Source organism: Arthrobacter sp. R-11 (assembly GCF_049913155.1).
Classification (GTDB): Bacteria; Actinomycetota; Actinomycetes; order Actinomycetales; family Micrococcaceae; genus Arthrobacter.
The window spans coordinates 2,697,962-2,715,444 of the sequence record NZ_CP183979.1; the positions used below are offsets into that span (position 1 = coordinate 2,697,962).

Below are 17,483 nucleotides of genomic sequence, written 5' to 3' on the forward strand. Positions count from 1 at the left end.
CCGCCTCCCCGGGCCCGGGGTTACCCGAGCCGGGCAGGGGAACCAGTCAGGCCCCCGCCGGGGCGCCGCTTAGGCGCCGACAGCGAGCTCGACGACGTCCGTGCCGTTGTCGACGAGGAGTAGTTTGTTCTGCCTCCCGACGGCCAAATCCGAGTAAGTACCCCGCAGGAGCTCAGTACGCGTTTTTCGCTCGAGATCCAGTAGGGTCACCGTGCCGCCGCACAGGTGCACGATCCGGTTGCTCCCCGGGAGCGCTTCGATGCTGCTCGTGCGGTATTTCGCGGCCGCCCAACGCTCGAGGAGCCGGTACGTGGCCACCGGCGTTCCGTCGGCCTTGCCCATCTGGACCACCCCGTTGCTGGTACTCACGTAGAGTCCGCCGCGCACCAGGAGGGGGCTGTTGATCTCCACTTCTCCCGGCAGCGCCTGCTTCCACAGCATCCTTCCCTGTGCGACGTTCCAGGCGAAGACATGGGCGGGGGTGGCATCGTTGGGTGCTCCGTGGCCACCCTTGATTCCGGTCGTGCCGTAGACGACGTCGCCCTCGCCGACCAGTCCCAGGATGGACTGCCCCGGGACCGGATCCACGATTACGCGGGTCGAGTCGTCGGCCGGGTCGATGAGGACGAGAGCGCCGCCGCTGCGGCCGTAGTCCGGGATGGTGCCGGCGACGACCCGGCTCCCTGCGGTGGTCCATGCGATGGGCCGCGATTGCAGGTACTTGTCCCGCAGTTCGATCAGCTTCTTGACGGACCCGGTGGCAGGGTTGAAGCGGAAAATGACCCCGCCGGTATAGGAACCGATGTAGAGGGTCCTGGCGTTGTAGGACAGCATCCCTTCGATCTGCCGGATGCCCGCCGCGGGGGCGGAGCGCCAGGTCCGGCGCGTGACGAGGTCGAGGCTGCCGATCCCGTCGCCGAGGTAGCCGCCGAAGAAGACTTTGTTGCCCGCGGGGGCGATGAGGGTTTGCAGCTTGAAGATACGCGGGGCGAGCTCGGCTGGCACATCACGGACGCTGTTCCCGCTGTCGAGTGAGATCCTGGCAACCCGGAAACCCTTGCCGCTTCCGCACAGCAGGTTCAGGTAGCCCTGGCTGCCGGACGCCTCGAATTCCATCGCCTCGGGCGGCCCCGGAACGAGGCACACGTAGTCCGCTTCGAGCGTCCGGGTGTCGATACGCATCAGCCGATGTGAGCCCGCGCCGCTCCAGACCGCGTACGCCTCGGAGTTATCGTCCGAAGAGGCAGTGACCATTCCGGACGGCAGCCACTTCCATGGGGGCGTCAGCCAAGTACCCGTTGACGTCCGGTAAACGCTGAAGATCGTCTTGCCGTCCGGCCCGACGACGTACACAAAGAGGAGGTCGCGGTGGGCTTCAATGCGCCGCACGAAACCCGTGGGAATCCTCCAAGGCAGCGGAATCTCGCGCACGCTCCCGGGGTTGTCCGTGTCCCAGCTGAAGATGGCCGGATTACTGGCCCCTGTCCCCGCGTAGACCGTGTCCGAGGAGTCGATGGCAAGGGAGCGGACGTACTGGGTGTCGGCGCGGAGCCGGCCGGTGTTGAGGGTGGACCCGCTGGCAGGGTCGAAGCGCGTGGCGTTGCCGGAGGGGTAGTTGCCGTTCCAGATGCGGCCCTTCGAATCCGTCGCCACGGCGAAGGACGCGTTGGTTGTCCCTTTCGCCGTGCTGTATCCCGTGGAGACCGTCCCGGAGGAAGACACTCGTTGGACGATGTTTTCGGCTCCGAAGGCGAACAGCGTGGCGCTTGGGGCGTCATACGCCGTACCCCCGACACCGCCGCCGTTGCCGGGGAACGGGTTGATCTGTTTCTCCCTGACGCCGGTGGCGGCGTCGAGGATCTGGAGCTGGCCGCTCAGGCCCGCCGCGGAGGCCGCAATCTTCAGGACTCCCTGCCCGGTCCGGAAGAACTCCGCGGTGACGTCCGGGTCACCCATGAACACGTTCCGGTAGCGGCGGAGCGGCGCGGAAGGTTTGGCCATCCTGGTGGTCAAGGTGACTGCCTTGCCGTGCGCGGTCGCGAGCGACTTCGTGGGCATCGTGGGACCTGGCCGCTGGGCAGGAGCGTCGAGGACGGACCCGGGGTCGGCTGATGGCTGGTCCGTGACGGAATTGGGATCCGCAGCCGCGCGTCCCGGCCCGGGCCCGGCGGTGGAGCGCGTGAGCGCGGTCCCGGCGCCCAGGGCAATGCCGAGCGACAGCACCGTCCTGCGCAGGACCCCCTTGGATGCGGCCCGGCCGCGCTCAGGCGGCGAGGAGTTCGGGCTGCCGGACATCAAGATCACCCCCGCCCGTGGTCGCGGTGAGGCTGAGGCGGAGGGTGTCCGTTCCCGTCAACGGGAGCGTGAGGTACTGGCGGACGGTGACGAAATCGGGCGAGGCCCGCAGCACCACATCCTTGGTGACGTCCAGGCCCGCTGCCGATCCGGCGTCGAATACTCGCAGCCTCACGCGGCAGCCTCGGAGGGAGCGGAGGGAGACGCGCAACTGCCGCGGCGAGCCGGCGTGCCCACTTAGCGGAAAGTCCGTGCCAAGGACGGCGGTGGGCGTGCGGCTGCGCGCGACGTCCTGGCCGTCCTCCTGAAGCAGGGTCCATTGCTCGGCCGGCACGTTCCAGCCGTCCCAGGCGGGTCCGCCCACCCCGGGAGCTGACAGCAGGTCGTGCCGGTCTGCGCTGTCAATCCGCGCGGTCATCAGCCCGCCTACAGTAAGGATCTCAAGGCGCCCGGCATCGCGTTCCGACGCGCACCATTCGAAGAACCCTTCGAGGGCGTTGAGTTCGGCAGCATTGAGGCCGCTGGGGTGGTACATGAAGCAGGCACCCCGCCGCTGGCGTCGGGCGAGCTTGACGTAGCCCCGTCCGCGGCTTATCGCGTCGAGGCTCTCGAAGGGGATGTGGCCCCGGCCCAGGTTCGACAGGGGTTCGCCCGTCATCGACCAAAAGCCCCGTATGGTTCCGGTCGACAGGGCGTGCTCCTCCATGATGAGCCGCCCCGCTGGATTTTCAGAGAACGCCGACAGGGTCGCTCCGCCGTTGAATCCCATGTAGTTCGTGCCGCCGACTCCGGGCGGGATGAACAATTCGATGGGCAGCTTCGGCAAAGACTGTGCCAAGGAGCGGCGGGAGTCCACGATCTCTGCGCGCAGCCGCGGCTCGGAATCCGCGTCGCGGTGGGTGGCGCTGTGGTTACCGATCTCGAAACCGTTCTCCAGCGCGTACTGCTGGAGCTGTGCGAACGTCACCGAATCGCTGCCGTTCGGTCCGCGTTCGACGGCGGCCATCTGCGACAAGGTCGCGATCGTCACCGGAATCGAGTACTTCCGGTGCAGGGGCAGCACATTGGATACGAACTTGTTCAGGTGGTGGTCGCAGCGGAACGCGATGGCCGTCTGCCCGTTGGTGCCGATCGGCCCGCCGCGGCGGGCGAGGAAGGCATCGAGCATGGACGCGTTGCTCGGGAGTGGCTGCGGGGCTGTGTCGTCCGACGCCGTGCACCCGGTGGCCGAAAGAGCTGCCACTGTGCCCAGCCCGGCGAGCGCCACGAAGCGCCGCCGTCCCAGGGTTCCACGTTCCAATTCCACAAATCTCCTGTCCCGGGCGGAGCTAGACCCAATGCGTGGTGAAGGCACGGACGGCGGACCCGGGCACAGACCGGCGGAAGACCCTCGCACGCACCTGCCCTTCGTCGTCGGACAACGGGAAGATGAAGTCCGTGTCACCGCTCGGCGGACGCTGTTCGAGGATGCCGGCTTTGCCGAACAGGTGGACCGCAAGGGTTTCTCCGTTCCCGGGCCAGCATTGGAGGGTGACCGACCCCGGCTGGCGGGTCAACGCGTACGGCAACGGCTCCTGCCCGCTGCCCTGCTCGAAGTCCGCCACTTCGGCGGACAGCAGGTGCTTGAAGACCTGGCCGATCTCGCTGTGGGGCAGGCCGGGCAGCACCAGGCTGGCGGGTTCGTAACCGGCAGCGCGGGCGTCGTCCAGGAGCGGTTCCACATGGGAGGCCAGGTGGTGGTCCGCGGAGCCGACCGCCACGCGGATGGCGGTGCTGCGGTGTCCATTGGCCAGGATCTCCCTGGCCCTGTCGTTGAGGAACCGGCGGTGCTCCTCCGTGGCCCCACCCGTCATGAAGTCCAGGATCTGCGGGGCAGCGTGGAACAGGTAGTCCCCCACCCGGTACTGGGGGGCACCCAGCACGACCTTCCCGACACCCAGGGTCACGCCGTGCAGCAGGGCCGCGGTGGCGCCTTTCGAGGAACCAGCGAATATGACGTCCTCGAGCGCGACGCCGAGGTCTTCCACGAGTTTGGCAAGCAGGCCTTGGGTCTCGTGGAAAATCGAGTCGTCACCGTGGTCCATCCAGTAGTAGGAGCCCTGCCGCCCGAAGTCATCCATGATGAATGCCTTGGACAGCCGGCTCTGTTCCAGGGATGCACGGTAGTTGAAGGTGAAGTCGTGTTCAGCGCCGATGGCCGAGAAAACCACCAGGAGCTTGCCCGCCGATGACCCGTCGGAACGGTTCGCACCTTCGGCCCGATCCAGGAGGTAGTTGAAGGAGCGCCCGGAATCGTGCCGGAGCCAGTTCATGCCCGGGCGCCCGATGCCGCGGTCCTTCAGCAGGAAGCGGTCGAGTTGCAGGCGGATGCGTACGCCGCCGCCATGGCCCGCCAACGCGAGCCGCCGCCCCCCGGGCCCCGCCTCAACGGACAGGCGCGCCGCCGTCGTGGATTCAAGGTGCAGTTCACCGAACTGGACCTCATCCGACCAAAAGGCCGCACTGTGGCCATGGGCCACAAGGTGCACCCCCTCGGGGATCTCCAGCCGGACGTCCCACTGACCGCCTGATCCGGCATCCGCTTCAAGGACGAATCCGGCGGGCCCGCCGGGAGGCAACTCGCCCAGGCGCACGTTTGAACCGTCGAACCCCGACGCGGCATTCGCGGCATCGCGGAACGAGGCCGCGAGCAAGTCCCGGGCAGAACTAGGAATCAAAACCAACTACCGACCGCCGTCCGTCCGCCCGGGCGCGCCAAGGATCTGTGCACAAAGGGCGGTGAGTACCTTGTCTTTGCTGAAACGCCGCTCCACGAAGGCCTTTGCCGCGGCCGCGTTCTCACGCCACTCCTCGGGGAAAGCTGTCTTCGCCTGGATCTGCTGCACCATCTCTTCGATGCTCGCGGCCAGCCATGACGTGGGGTAGATCTGGTCGGCCCCCGGCCAGGCGAGGCTGCTTGGCACGGCGCCGTTCATGGCGCCGTCGGCAAGGGTCAGGTGGAACGATTCGAAGTCACTCACGGACAGGACCACGCCGATCTTTGTGTACCAGTCCGCCATGTCATTGCCATGGGGGTCGAACGTCACGGCGCCGGCCAGCTCGGGGTCTTCCACGATCCGTGCGTACTGCTCTTCGTAGAAGCGCATTTCTTCGGGCCTCTTGGCCATCCAGGCAAACTCCTCGGGCCGTTTGCCCTTGACGAACAGCCTGTAGCGCTGGTCGTTTGTCCGAAGGGCCTTGAGCACATCCAGCGCCCTGTCCAGATGTTTCTGGGCCGGGACGATTCCGACCAGGCCGAGATTGAAGCGGTGGTCATCGTCCTTGGCGCGAGCGTCCGCTGCCGGATTCACCGGGTTCGGCACGATCAGGGCCTTCTTGGATGGCACGTTGTGGTCCCGCACGGCGATATCGGCGATGTGCCGACCGACGAAGACCACCGAATCGACGGCGTTGAACGCGACGTCCTTGAGGTACGGGCGGAAGATTTCCTGGGAATGGACCCGCATCACAAGCCGCTGGTGCGGAAGCTTGTTCTTGGAGTACCACAGGGCGTTGCCGAGGCCCCACTCGCAAAAGACGATGTCTGCGGTCTTCAGGAGTGCTTCGCTCTGCTCCGGATCATGCTTGTTATGGTCATGCCACCGGTCGAAGACGACGGTATGTCCTTCGTGCTGGAGCTCTTCCACGATTCCATTCGCGAACTTCAGATCGTGCCCCGCGACCAGGACAGTCTGTTTCCGGGAAACCTCGTCGCGGACAACCGCCGGACGTTCCTCGCGAAGCAGGGTCCTGCGGAGCGTCAGTTCCGCTTCCCCGGTCCCGCCGCGGGTAGCCGTGAGGACAGGCAGTTGCTCCGCCCCGGGACCGGCCTGGAGGAGGCCCAGCCCCTTTGTTTCAAGCCCGGATTCGCTGAAGCCGAGCCGATCCCAGTCGCCAAACCTGGCGGCCGTCAGAAGGTCTTCGAACGCCGTCCGGTCGGCGATGTCGTCCGGCAGGGAGCCGAGGAAGTCAATGCCTTCTCCGGCCGCCTTCCGGCAGGCATCCTCGACGTCGACGGCGGCGCTGAAGCCGCCGGACCCGGAAGGGGCGTAGACAAGCCGCGGCGGGACAGTCTGGGCTTCAAGCCTCGCCAGTTGCTCCGGTGTGGCCTCGGTGAGGAAGACGGCGTAGGAAGGCAGCTCCGGCGCCCGGACCACCAGGCCCGCGGTACGGAGCGCGAGGGCAAGGCGATGGCCCGCCGTGTGCCCGCGGTGGACGAAACGGTAAGCCAGCCAGGCATCACGCAGCCTGACCTCTTCGTTGCCCATCCACTCTTCAATGATGAGTTCGGCTTCGTCCTTGCTGGAAACCACCGGCACCAGCCCATTGAGGACCTCGCTGACACCCCGGCCCGTTCCGCTCACAACGGCACCCCCGGAAGCCGCAATTTCCATGACCCGCCTGGAGAACATGGTGGGCGAGGCATCCACGGAATTGACATTGATATGGACCGGGTGCGCCTTGTAGGCGTCCACCATGTCCCCGTAGGCCAAGCCGCCGCGGACGAAACCGGCCAGTTCCGCCGGGAAACGGTACGGGCTGTCCGGGTTGAGGTGCTGGCGGTCGTAGATGGCAAGGCCGAAGCTCTTCGCAGCGCCAAGCAGGCGCACCAGTTCAGCGGACCGCTTGGGGTATTTTTCCCCGTAATAGGAACCCGCGTAGGCGACGGAATGTTCGTATGGCCGCTTCGGCGGAAGCGGGTTGTGAAGGCCCGGCTGCGCGTAGAACGGCAGCGAAGCTACGGTCCTCAGCCGGCTGCCGGCGCTTTCGAGATACCTCGGGATGCATTCGGCATCCGTGGTGAACACATGGTCAAAGTACTTGGACGTAACCCTGAACCGGTTGAAGTGCACGGGATCTTCCTTGTTCCAGAAGACCGTCGGCACCGAGTTCGCGTTGCAGTACCGCAACAGTTCCCTCAGGACGGCAAACGGCTCATCCCCGTAGAACCCGACCTTTTGCCGCCACAATCCGTCCACGCCCTCCCACGCGGACTCGACGAACAGCGCATCGATGGCTTCCACCTCGAGCTGGCGCCGCCAGGTGGAAGGCTCAAGGACGACGAACTCGGCCTCCGGAAGCAGCCCTTCCATGGTGAACTGGTCCGCGATGATGCCGATCCGGTGCGCCCGGAGGGGCTTGCCTGCGTCCATGGTGCCGGACATCGTCCGGGCCTGGGCATGCGTGGCCGCTGCCGTTTCCGAAGCCTGCGCCCACGTCCTGTGCTCAATGGTCCACAGCCGGGCACGGCGGCCCATTTCCGAGCGCAGCCGCGGGTCCTCCACCAAACGCCGCAGGACGTCGGCAAGCGAAACGGGATCGCCCGGGCTGCAAAGCAGCGCCCGCTCCTGCGCCCCGCCTGCAAGATCCCTCGACGGTCCAAGATCGGAAAGCACAACGGCCTTGCCGCTGGCCATGGCTTCGAGTGGCTTGAGGGGCGAAACCATTTCCGTGACCGGGAAACGCCGCCGCGGGCAGGGCATGATGTCGAAAAGGCTCACGTAGTCCTTGACGGACTTCGCCGGAACCCGTCCGGTGAAGACCACGTGCTTGCCAAGCCCCAACTCCTGGGCGGTCTTCCGAAGCTCGCCAAGTTGGGCGCCGTCGCCGACGATCACGCAGCGCACGTCCAGGCCCTGGTCCACCAGGATCCTGGTCGCTCCCAGAAGGTCGGGCAGGCCCTCGTAGGCAACCAGGCTGCCGGTGTAGCCGATGACGATGGAGCCTTCGGGGAGTCCGAGCTTCGCGCGAAGGGCAGCCTTGGCAGGCATCGGCTTGAAGGTGTCAGTGTCGACCGAATTTGGCAGCAGCTCGATCTTGGCCTCGTCGGCGCCCCTGCGGATCAATTCCTCGCGGACCTGCTTGGTAATCGCCAGCACCCGGTCGGCCTCTTGAACCACGAGCGCTTCGAGCTTCACCGCAAGCCGAAAACGGTCGCTTTCATCCCACCAGGGCTTGTTGGAAAGCTCGGTGATCTCCCAGATGCCCCGGACTTCGTAGACGAAGGGAAGCCCGAGCCGGCGCGCCGCCATGAGTGCGGGTAGCGCCGTGACGTAGTTCGACGCCGCGTGGATGACGGCAACGCGGTTCCGCTGTGCTTCGCGGACGATCACGTCCGCGGCGCTCATCAGATAGTGGTCGAGGCGGTCCTTCGAAAGGTCCGGGCCGGGGTTGAATACGTGCGGTACTCCGGCGATCCTGCGTTCGAACCGGCGCTGGCCGGGTGCAGGCACATCGGTCTTCGCGTCCCACGGGTAGCCGGGCCGGGCCGCGACGACGATGTCCTCACCGTTGTCCACCAGGCCCGTGACGAGGCCGGCTGTGCGGGTTGAATACCCGTTGCTGTTGAAATGCCCGGTGCTGTGCGCGCAGTACATGACCCTGCCGCGCTCCACCAAATAGCCGGGATTGGGCTGACGCGGGGAGAGGAAAATCCCGGATTCCAGGAGGGCGTTCTGCCCTTCGATATTCTCGAGGATCTGCTTGTCCTTGCCCGCGAGCCCCGACAGCAGGCTCCTGTGCTCCGAAATCCTTGAGGCAGGCAGCGCCACGGCGCCCCTGACGAAGTATTCGTGCATCACCAGTTTCAGCAGGCTTCCCTTCGAAGGGGAGGCCTGGAAGTCGCGGAGGAGTTGCTCGTACGCGGGAACATCCGTGTGCGGCGCGGCTTTCGAAGGCGCGGCTTCCGTGTGCGGCGCGGCTTTCGAAGGCGCGGCTTTCGAAGACAGGGCCTTGGACGGCGCCGGCGTCGAAGCAGCCCCCGCCTGGAGAGCCGCAGCGGGCTGCGCCGGCGCGAGCGCGGGCTTCGCCGCCGGGCGGAAAGCCCGCAGACGGAACGACGACGCAGCGGCCTTCAGCTTCCGTGCGGCCTTCCTGGCGATGCCATAGGGCGCCGTCAGGGACCGCCCGAGCCGGAGGCTCCGGGATTGCCGGAGCCTCCGTAGGGTTGTCCGCAGCTGGGTGTTTTCTGCTTCGGCCCGGTCGAGCCTGTCTTTGAAGCCGTCCCTGGCGCGACGCATCGCCCTCAGGTCCCTATCGAGGTCTTCGGCCTTCCTGGCTTGTCTCTTGGCTTCCTTGGCGGCACGCTCGTATTCACGGATCAACTCGTCCGTGTCGCTTGCGTAACGCCTGCGCTTCGCCAGCTGCAAAGCGGAAGTCTGTGCCGATTCGTCGGGGTGCTTCATCAACAGGTCTCCGAGCCCTCCGTTTCTACTGCCAGATTCCGCGCGTGTCGATCACAGCTTTGCCCTCAAGGACCGAGCGGTCGATTTCCTTGAAGTCGTCGTGGTCAACGAGCAGGAGAACGGCGTCGGCTGCCGCAATGGAGGCCCCGGTTTCACCCAGCGTGACGTTTGCGAGGCCGGTGAGCTGGCGCGGCAGGCTCTCAACGTGCGGTTCGACGACCAGCAGTTCGGCGCCGTCGACCTTCGTGCTCAGCTTCTCCACGATGGCCACCGCGGGCGACTCGCGGAGGTCGTCGATGTTTGCCTTGAATGCCAGCCCCAGTACTGCGATCTTCGGATCAGCCTTCTCGCCGACGGCGTCCAGGACCTTTTTGACGACCCATTCCGGCTTGGCGTCGTTGGTCTCCCGTGCCTGGCGGATCAGCTGTGCCTCCTCCGGCGCAGCAGCAACGATGAACCACGGGTCGACGGCGATGCAGTGGCCACCGACGCCGGGACCGGGCTGAAGGATGTTGACCCGCGGGTGGTGGTTTGCCAGCTTGATGAGTTCCCAGACATTGATGCCGAGCTTGTCGCTGATCACGGAGAGTTCATTGGCGAACGCGATGTTGACGTCGCGGTAGGAGTTCTCCACGAGCTTCGCCATTTCGGCCGTAGCCGCGTCCGTGACAAGGATTTCGCCCTGGCAGAAGACTGCATACAGGGCCCGTGCCAGTTCGGCCGCCTCGGGAGTCAGGCCACCGACGATGCGGTCGTTGGTGACGAGCTCGATCATGATGCGGCCTGGCAGAACGCGCTCGGGGCAGTGGGCCACGTGGATGGCCGGCTTGCCGTCGGCACCGTCCAGGCTGAGGTCGGGCCGCAGGCTGATGAGGTAGTCGCCCAGCAGCTGGGTGGTACCGGGAGGGGACGTGGACTCGAGGATCACGAGTTCGTCGCCCACGAGCTGCGGGGCAATGGCACGCGCTGCAGCCTTGATGTAGGTGACATCGGCAGTGCGGTCCGGGTTGAACGGCGTGGGGACAGCGACGATGTAAGCCTGCGCCGCCGGGGTTTCCAGCGAAGCGCTGAGCTTCTTCTGGCTGACCGCACCGGCCACATAGGACGCGAGGTCGGGTTCAACGAACGGAACCTCGCCGCGGTTGACGGCGTCCACCGTTCCCTGGTTTACATCGACGCCGATGACGTGGATATCGTTTCCGGCCAGGATCGCTGCAGTCGGCAAACCAATGTATCCGAGACCGACGACCGCTACGTTTTCGATTGTATTCATTCCAAACACCCCCGTTTAGACAGAGACTTCGTCCCTGTAGTTTCCAAAAAATTTCAAAGAACCACTGGAGAGCAGTTCGGCGTCGCTTACCTTCCATGTGTGCCCTGTGCGGGCGCGCTGTTGACAGTAGTTGAACCGGTCAGAGGAATAGACAGTGAGCCCCTTTGCCACTACATCTCTGAGGAATTGGCTGTCCTCCCCGCTGCCGAGTGCGGCGAAAGGAGTGCTCCGGAACGTCTCGGCCGAAGCCATGATGGTAGGGCCCATGACCGTTCGAGTATAACGATGCTCCCACTCGGGAAAGCGAAGCAGCGTGGCGTTTGACGCTTCCAGGTACATGTAGTGCGCCTGTTTTCCCACGACGTCCGCGCCCGAAAAGTCCAAGGCGTGGGATTGGTCACTGAGGTAGGCCGGGCCGTAAAAATCGTCGTCATCCATCTTGGTGAGGACATCCCCGGACGCCGCGGAAACGCAGTGGTTCAGGCACTCCCCCAGGCTCCGGTCCGTGCCGGCTGAAAGCAGTGTCACATGCTCAAGTCGGTGCGTCTTCCGGAGGCGGTCAAGCTCCGCGGCCGCGAGGTCGAAGCCGTGGGTCAGCAGCACCAGTTCAACGTCAACGTCGCGCTGGCTTGCCACGGTCTGGAAAACGTGGTCAAGCTGCCAGGGACGGATGGTGGATACCAGGGCGGATATGGCAGGGCGCCGCGGGGTGCTTGCCAGATGCGGCGCGGCGGCCGCCAGAACCTGGTTGCTGCGTGCGCGGTAGGTATGGTCCTGCCAGATCCGGCGCTGGGCCCGGTGCAGTTGGCGGTCGCCCAATTCCGGGTTCCGCGCGAGCGCTTTGAGAAGCTGCTCCGCTTCGGGCCGGCTTGAGACGGTAAAGATCTCGTCGTCGGTGAAATAGTTTCCGATCGCTTTGCTCGGGGTGGTGACAATATTGGCCCCGGCTGCCAGGACCTCGAATACCCGCCGTGAACACATCGTCGGCGAGTCCACGACGGAATTCACATTGAGGAAAGTCTTATATGCCTTGTAGGCGGTGAGCATTTCCGCGTAGTCCAACGAGCCCACCACCCGGTCCTCAAATGCCTCCGGGAAACGGTATTTCGGGTCGGTGCCCGCGTGCCGTGCAAAAATCTCGAGGCCGGTTTCCATTGAGGGCGAGGCCGCGACGGCGGCGGACAGCAGGAGGTCCAGTTGCTGGCGCCGTTCCGGATACTTCCCGGCGAAGTACATCCCGGCGAAGGCGACGTCCCGCTCATGCCAACCGAACCTCGGCCGCACGGGATTGTGGATCCTCGGCTGCGCCGCGAAGGACAGCACGTCGACCCTGTCGTGTCCGAGGTCCTTCCGGTAGGCGTCCAGCCGCCCTGAGTCGCTGGTGAAGACGAAGTCGAAAAGCTTCGCGGCCGGAAGGAAGTCGTCGTAGTGCGGCGGGTCTTCCTTGTTCCAGAAGACCGAGGGCACGCCATGTGCCCGGCACCAGGAGGTCAGTCCGGCCAAGGCGGGGTTGCCGGCGCCGGCGATCTTTCCCGCCCAGCGCCCGCCGTTGCCGGCCCAGGCGGATTCCACGAACACGAGATCGACCGGGTTTCCGGAAAGCTGCGCCTCCCAGTCCCGTGGCGAGAGCTCGATGCAGTTCCATTCTTCGCCAAAAGCCAGCAACGAGAAATCGTCAAGAATGACCGCCACGTTGGCGGTGGGCGCCGGTGCTTCCGGACGCCGTCCAAGCTCGGCGGCCCGGAACTTGAGCCGTCTCCGGCGGCCCCGGCCGACCCAGGCGCCCTCGGCTCCGCGGACCGTCTCCAGCTTCCGGTAGCCGGCCGCCGCGGCTTCACGCTCAAGCCATTTCCTTGCCTGTGCGGGGCCGCCGGTCCGCAGGTGCCAGATGAGCTTGCGAAGGGATGCAATTCCCTCAATCACGGGCGGGACCGCCTCAGCGAGTTTCGGTCGGCGACATCTGCGACTTCCAGGTCGTTGATCATCCGGCGCCGGAGCTTCATGGCGGCGAAGCGGTCGCCTTCGGCCAGCTTCTGGGTGAACATCCGGTACCACTTGATGACGTGGTCCGGGTCGCCGTCGGCGATCAGCTCGCCCTGGTCGATCCAAATCGCCCTGTTGCACAGCTCCTTGATGGTGGGCATGCTGTGGCTCACCAAGAAGACCGTGCCCGCCTGGTTCAGCAGTTCGAGCATCTTCTTCCGGGTCCGGTCCTTGAACTGGGCATCGCCGGTGTTCAAGGCCTCATCGATGATGAGGATCTCAGGATCAATGCTTGCTGCGATGGCGAAGCGAAGCCGTGAACTCATGCCCGCCGAGTACGACTTCATCGGCATGTGGATGGCTTCCTCGAGGCCTGAAAGCTCCACGATCGACTCGTACTTAGCATCGATTTGCTGGTGCGTCATGCCCATGGCCAGGCAGCCGAGAACTATGTTCTGGTCACCTGAAAGCCCGGGGATCAGTGCGGCATTCACTCCGAGCATGACCGGTGTCGAGGTGGCGTAGACGGCACCTGAAGTGGGGGGAACCTGGCCACCCACGAGTTTCAGCAAGGTGCTCTTGCCCGAACCATTGCGGCCGATGACGCCGACTGATTCCCCGTGTTCCACCACGAGGGAGAGCTCCTTGAGCGCTGGAACATCAACGGCCTTGGTGCGGCTGACCGCGGTCCGGAACCCTTTCCAGCGCATGGCAGGCGCGGAGGAGCCGTCGCGGCTGCGGCTTGTGGTCCGGTAGGTCATGCTGACCTTGTCGATGACAACGGCCGGCGTGCCTTCGATGAAGTTCAGCTCAGAGTTCACGGCCATAGGATTCCTCCCCCTTCCAGAAGAAGACCATTCCGGCTGCGAGGGTGGCCAGGGACCACAGTGCGAGGATCGCCCACGCGCGCCAGCTGCCGAGGCTTCCGTAGAGCACGCACTCCCGCGCCAGGTGGACGACGTTGTAGAGCGGGTTGTATTCCATGACTTGCCTCAGCCATGGAACCGAATCGAACTTGTCGATGGAAAAGAACAGGCAGGACATGTACATCCACAGCCGCAGCGCGTAGGAAATCAACTGGTTCACGTCGTTGAACATGGAGACCAGCCGCGCGAGGATCAGCCCGAGCCCGAGGTTGAATAGGAACTGTAGGCCGACCACCGGCACGAGCATCAGCCAGCGCAAGGAGATTTCCTCGGAGGGCGGCAGGATGATCACCAGGACGAGCATCGTGATCAGGACCGGGATGTTGGCGAACAGTTCCCGGAGGTTGGCCGCCAGGACAAGGCTTGCCCGCGGGAACTGGAAGGCATGGATGACGTTCTTGTTCCCCGCGATGGCACGTGAGGACACGGAAATGGCGCGTGAGGACATCTGGAAGAGGAAGACTCCGATCACCAGGTACGCCACGAAGTTTTCAATACCGTGGCCGGATTTCAGGAGCACCCCCATGATGAGGTAGAACATCAGGCCGTTGAGGAGCGGGCTCAGGACGAGCCATGCCCGGCCCAGCTTGTCCTGCTCGTTCCCGGTCTGCACCCGTGACTGCGCGTCGTAATACACAAAGTGGCGGTAGTCCCAGAGCGACACAAGGTAATCGAGCAGCGGCGGGCGCGCGCCGACACGGCGCAAGCCGCGCAGGTTGACGGAAGTCGCCACCGCGGTTGGCTGCGGTCCCTGGGGAATCGCGGGTGTTTCCGTGCTCAACGTAGTGCCTCCATCAAATTCGCGTAGGCCGAGGCCAGGGCCCTGGCGTTCGCCTGCCAGGTTCTCGTTTCCAGGACGGCTTTTCGCCCCGACTCGCCGAATCTATCCCGCAGCTCCTTCGAACCGAGGAGCTCTGTTATCCGGGCGGCCAAGCCGCCGGGATCTTCGGGTGGTGCCAGGAAGCCGGTGACGCCGTCTTCGACGATCTCGGCAAGCGCGGGCAGCCGGCTGGCCACGACCGGACGGGCGCAGGCCATGGCCTCCACCGGCTTCAATGGTGTCACGTCCCGCGCCACCGACAGGTCCTTCCGCGGGACGACGAACACGTCCAGGGCCTGGTGGTACAGGTACGCCTGGTGCCGCGGTACCCGACCCGTGAACACTGCGCGGTGCTCCAACCCCGCGGCGCGGACATGCTCGCGCAGTGCCGGCAGCGCCACGCCGTCGCCCACAATCAGCAGCGTCAGACGCGGGTGCAGGGGCGCCAGCAGCGCGAACGCGGCGACCAGGTCGTCAAGGCCTTCGTAGGCAACCAGGCTGCTGACCGTACCGATGTGCAGGGCCTCGGGGTCGAGGCCGAGCTGCCGCCGCGCCTCCGCGGCCGGCTGCGGTTCGGCCAGGAAGTCGCCGCCCACCGCGTTCGGTGCGACAAGCACCTTCTGGCGCGGCACCCCGGCGGACACGATGTTCTCCTTCATCGCCGAACCAAGGGTCACCACCAGGTCCGCGGAACGCATGGCCTCCGCTTCGCGTTCCTGGAACAGCCGGTAGCGCTGGCTGTCCTTCGCCTCCGGACCCCTGGTGGAAGCCCAGGTGTCCGCTAGTTGCCCCCGGACCTCATAGACCCAGGGAATGCCGAGGGCTTCTGCGACGGCCCGGGTAACCAGGGCGTTCACATAATGGGTGGTCGTATGCAGCACTGCCGGACGGAAGTCCAGCGCCACCTCGAGCAGCGCCTCGGCCTGCTGCTGCAGGCGGCCGTCGACAGTCGGTGCCAGGCGGGACGGCAGGAGCCTCTGGTAGGCGATCCCGTCCACCACATCACGATGGCGCGCCGCGAACTTGCCCACCTGCACCGGGTAACCCACCCGGGTGACGGCCATGTTGTCCCATCCGGCATCCCTTTGGGCCAGCAAGACGGAATGCGAGCGTTGGGCGTAGCCGCTGGCGGTATGCGGCAGGGAATTCGTCAGGACGTGCAGCACCCGCCGCTGGCGCGGCTCATACGGCACGGCGGCGAGGGTGGGTGTCCAGCCTTCGAGAAGCCGCAGCTCTGCCGCGAGCCGCCTGCCTTGCCGGCGCTCGGCCCCGCTGGCGGCGCCTTCCAGGATCCCGACGGCGGCACTCAGCTCGCCGTCGTACCAAAAGCGGCGTGCCTGGGCGGCGCGGTGGCGGCGGGCTCCGGCGGAGTGGCGGAGGAAGGAATCCGCGAGGTCGGGGCGGTTGGCGACGAGCGCGACGTCGGCCATCACCCTGCTGCCCTCCGCGGGGAGAGTTCCGTGCGCGAGTGCCGCCTCGAGCCGCCGGACCACGTCCTGGTTCTCGCCGGCCATCAGCCCGGCGAGGAGCACGGATCCCCGCGTCGAACCCGGCCCCGCAGCCTTGGTCACGGTTTTCGCCAGCGTGCGCACCAACCGGGAGGGAAGCCGCCGGGAGACCTGGAGGGCCAGCAGGGCAGGATCATCGCTCAGGTGTTCGCGCGCTGCCCCCGCCGCGAGGCGAAGGTTGGTCAGGAGCTCTTTCATCGGCGACGCTTCCGGGGGGCGGCAACGACGTCTTTGATCAGTTCCATGTAGCGGGCAGCAAGGCGGGGATAGTCGGCGTGCTCCTTGACCCATTGCCGGCCGTCGCCGTTGCGGATGAGCCGCCCGCGGTCCTTGGCCAGCGAGGTCCACAATGACGCGAGCGCTTCGGGGCTGCTTGCCACGATGTCCCCGGCACCGGCGTCTTCGACGATCCGGGCGGCCTCGCCGCGGACCACGGCGGTGACGTGCCGGCCAACGGCGAGTACCTCGTAGGTCTTCGACGGCACCGTGGTTTCGAAGGATTTCCAGTCATCCCTGAGCGAGACCAGGCAGGTGTCCGCCGATGCGTAGCGCTCCATGACGTCCTTGCCGTGCATCGGATCATGGAAGGTAACCGGCGCGTCCAGTTCGAGGGCAAGCTGCTCCAGTTCGCGGCGCTTCACCCCGCTGCCCACCATGTGCAGGTGCATGGAGTTGCCCACCAGTGCGCTGGCCCGGATGGCTATGTCGAGTTTCTGGCTCCTGCCGTGGTTGCCCAGGTAGAGCACTTCAAAGGTGTCCCGCTCCAGTGCAGGGGGTTCCAGGGTGGGGATCTGTTCGAGCCGGACCCCGTTGCTGACCGTGGCCACATTGGCCAGTCCGCGGGCCCTGAGGGTCGCCGCGAAGCCTTCGGTGACGGTCACCACGAGGTCCGCGCGGCGCTGCACGAATTCGACGGCGTGCTCGGCCAGGCTCTTGACCTTGCCTTGGACGAGGCGGGCGTCGCGGGCCAGGTCCGGCCAGGCGTCCCGCATCTCGACGATCAGCGGAACGCGCCGCAACCTTGAGAGGACGTACCCGGCGCCCAGGGTCGGCAGGCTTGGCGCGGTGACAATGACGACGTCGGGCCGCCGGGTAAGCAGGCCCAGCGGCACTGACAGCGCCGCCGAATAGCACTGGTCCAGGAAGCGCGCCAAATGGGAACTGCCGTGCCGCAGGTAGGGAACCCGCACGATCAGTTCCGAGCTGGGGCCCTCCTGGCCCCGCATCGGCCAGCCGGCCAGGTCCCGGGGAAGCTCCCGGCGGCCGTGTGGTGTGTGCGCGACGGGCGCGACGACGTCGACGTCCCAGCCGGCGTCGGCGAACTCCTTGATGAAGGCGGTCCAGCGCCGCTGCGGCGGGCTGCTCTCAGGCCAATAGGAATGGGTAACGAGTGTCAGGCGCGGCGTATCCTCGCAGCGCTGTTTGCCAACGCCTGCTTGTGTGGCTGTCTGCATC

The 17,483-nt window shown here is 65.9% G+C and carries 10 protein-coding genes; all 10 read right to left on the reverse strand.

Annotated features, from left to right (window positions below; genetic code table 11):
* Positions 1-69: 69 nt before the first annotated feature.
* The 10 genes from ACN9M4_RS12210 to ACN9M4_RS12255 are packed head-to-tail and all read right to left on the reverse strand — an operon-like array spanning position 70 to position 17,482.
* Positions 70-2,295 (reverse strand): PQQ-binding-like beta-propeller repeat protein, encoded by a 2,226-nt coding sequence (locus ACN9M4_RS12210; protein WP_426298224.1) that lies wholly within the window; start codon positions 2,293-2,295, stop codon positions 70-72.
* Positions 2,264-3,601 carry a polysaccharide deacetylase family protein gene (locus ACN9M4_RS12215; RefSeq protein ID WP_426298226.1) on the reverse strand — a complete coding sequence of 446 codons (1,338 nt, stop codon included), beginning with the start codon at positions 3,599-3,601 and terminating at the stop codon, positions 2,264-2,266. Before ACN9M4_RS12215 ends, ACN9M4_RS12210 begins: the two co-directional genes overlap by 32 nt.
* A 22-nt stretch (positions 3,602-3,623) precedes the next feature.
* Positions 3,624-5,018 carry a hypothetical protein gene (locus ACN9M4_RS12220; RefSeq protein WP_426298228.1) on the reverse strand — a complete coding sequence of 465 codons (1,395 nt, stop codon included), beginning with the start codon at positions 5,016-5,018 and terminating at the stop codon, positions 3,624-3,626.
* Positions 5,019-9,518 (reverse strand): glycosyltransferase, encoded by a 4,500-nt coding sequence (locus ACN9M4_RS12225; protein WP_426298230.1) that lies wholly within the window; start codon positions 9,516-9,518, stop codon positions 5,019-5,021.
* A 25-nt stretch (positions 9,519-9,543) separates the two neighbouring features.
* Entirely contained in the window at positions 9,544-10,791 is a 1,248-nt protein-coding gene (gene wecC / locus ACN9M4_RS12230) for a UDP-N-acetyl-D-mannosamine dehydrogenase (RefSeq protein ID WP_426298232.1), read from the reverse strand.
* Positions 10,792-10,806: 15 nt separating this feature from the next.
* Positions 10,807-12,714, reverse strand: a complete 1,908-nt coding sequence (locus ACN9M4_RS12235; protein ID WP_426298234.1) for a glycosyltransferase family protein — start codon at positions 12,712-12,714, stop codon at positions 10,807-10,809.
* Positions 12,711-13,601, reverse strand: coding sequence for an ABC transporter ATP-binding protein (locus tag ACN9M4_RS12240; protein WP_426298236.1), 891 nt, complete (start codon positions 13,599-13,601; stop codon positions 12,711-12,713). Before ACN9M4_RS12240 ends, ACN9M4_RS12235 begins: the two co-directional genes overlap by 4 nt.
* The gene (locus ACN9M4_RS12245) at positions 13,585-14,481 is read right to left on the reverse strand and encodes an ABC transporter permease (RefSeq protein WP_426298238.1); all 897 of its coding nucleotides are present in this window, start codon (positions 14,479-14,481) and stop codon (positions 13,585-13,587) included. The genes ACN9M4_RS12240 and ACN9M4_RS12245 overlap by 17 nt, the downstream gene beginning before the upstream one ends.
* Positions 14,478-16,226 (reverse strand): glycosyltransferase family 4 protein, encoded by a 1,749-nt coding sequence (locus tag ACN9M4_RS12250; protein WP_426298240.1) that lies wholly within the window; start codon positions 16,224-16,226, stop codon positions 14,478-14,480. Before ACN9M4_RS12250 ends, ACN9M4_RS12245 begins: the two co-directional genes overlap by 4 nt.
* Positions 16,223-17,482 (reverse strand): glycosyltransferase family 4 protein, encoded by a 1,260-nt coding sequence (locus ACN9M4_RS12255; RefSeq protein WP_426298242.1) that lies wholly within the window; start codon positions 17,480-17,482, stop codon positions 16,223-16,225. Before ACN9M4_RS12255 ends, ACN9M4_RS12250 begins: the two co-directional genes overlap by 4 nt.
* Between the last annotated feature and the right edge of the window lies 1 nt (position 17,483).

Excerpts from the sequence above, each read along its gene's own strand:
- ACN9M4_RS12210 (WP_426298224.1), bottom strand. The coding sequence starts at position 2,295 with ATGTCCGGCAGCCCGAACTCCTCGCCGCCTGAGCGCGGCCGGGCCGCA.
- ACN9M4_RS12225 (WP_426298230.1), bottom strand. The coding sequence starts at position 9,518 with ATGAAGCACCCCGACGAATCGGCACAGACTTCCGCTTTGCAGCTGGCG.
- wecC (WP_426298232.1), bottom strand. The coding sequence starts at position 10,791 with ATGAATACAATCGAAAACGTAGCGGTCGTCGGTCTCGGATACATTGGT.
- ACN9M4_RS12240 (WP_426298236.1), bottom strand. The coding sequence starts at position 13,601 with ATGGCCGTGAACTCTGAGCTGAACTTCATCGAAGGCACGCCGGCCGTT.
- ACN9M4_RS12250 (WP_426298240.1), bottom strand. The coding sequence starts at position 16,226 with ATGAAAGAGCTCCTGACCAACCTTCGCCTCGCGGCGGGGGCAGCGCGC.
- ACN9M4_RS12255 (WP_426298242.1), bottom strand. The coding sequence starts at position 17,482 with ATGCAGACAGCCACACAAGCAGGCGTTGGCAAACAGCGCTGCGAGGAT.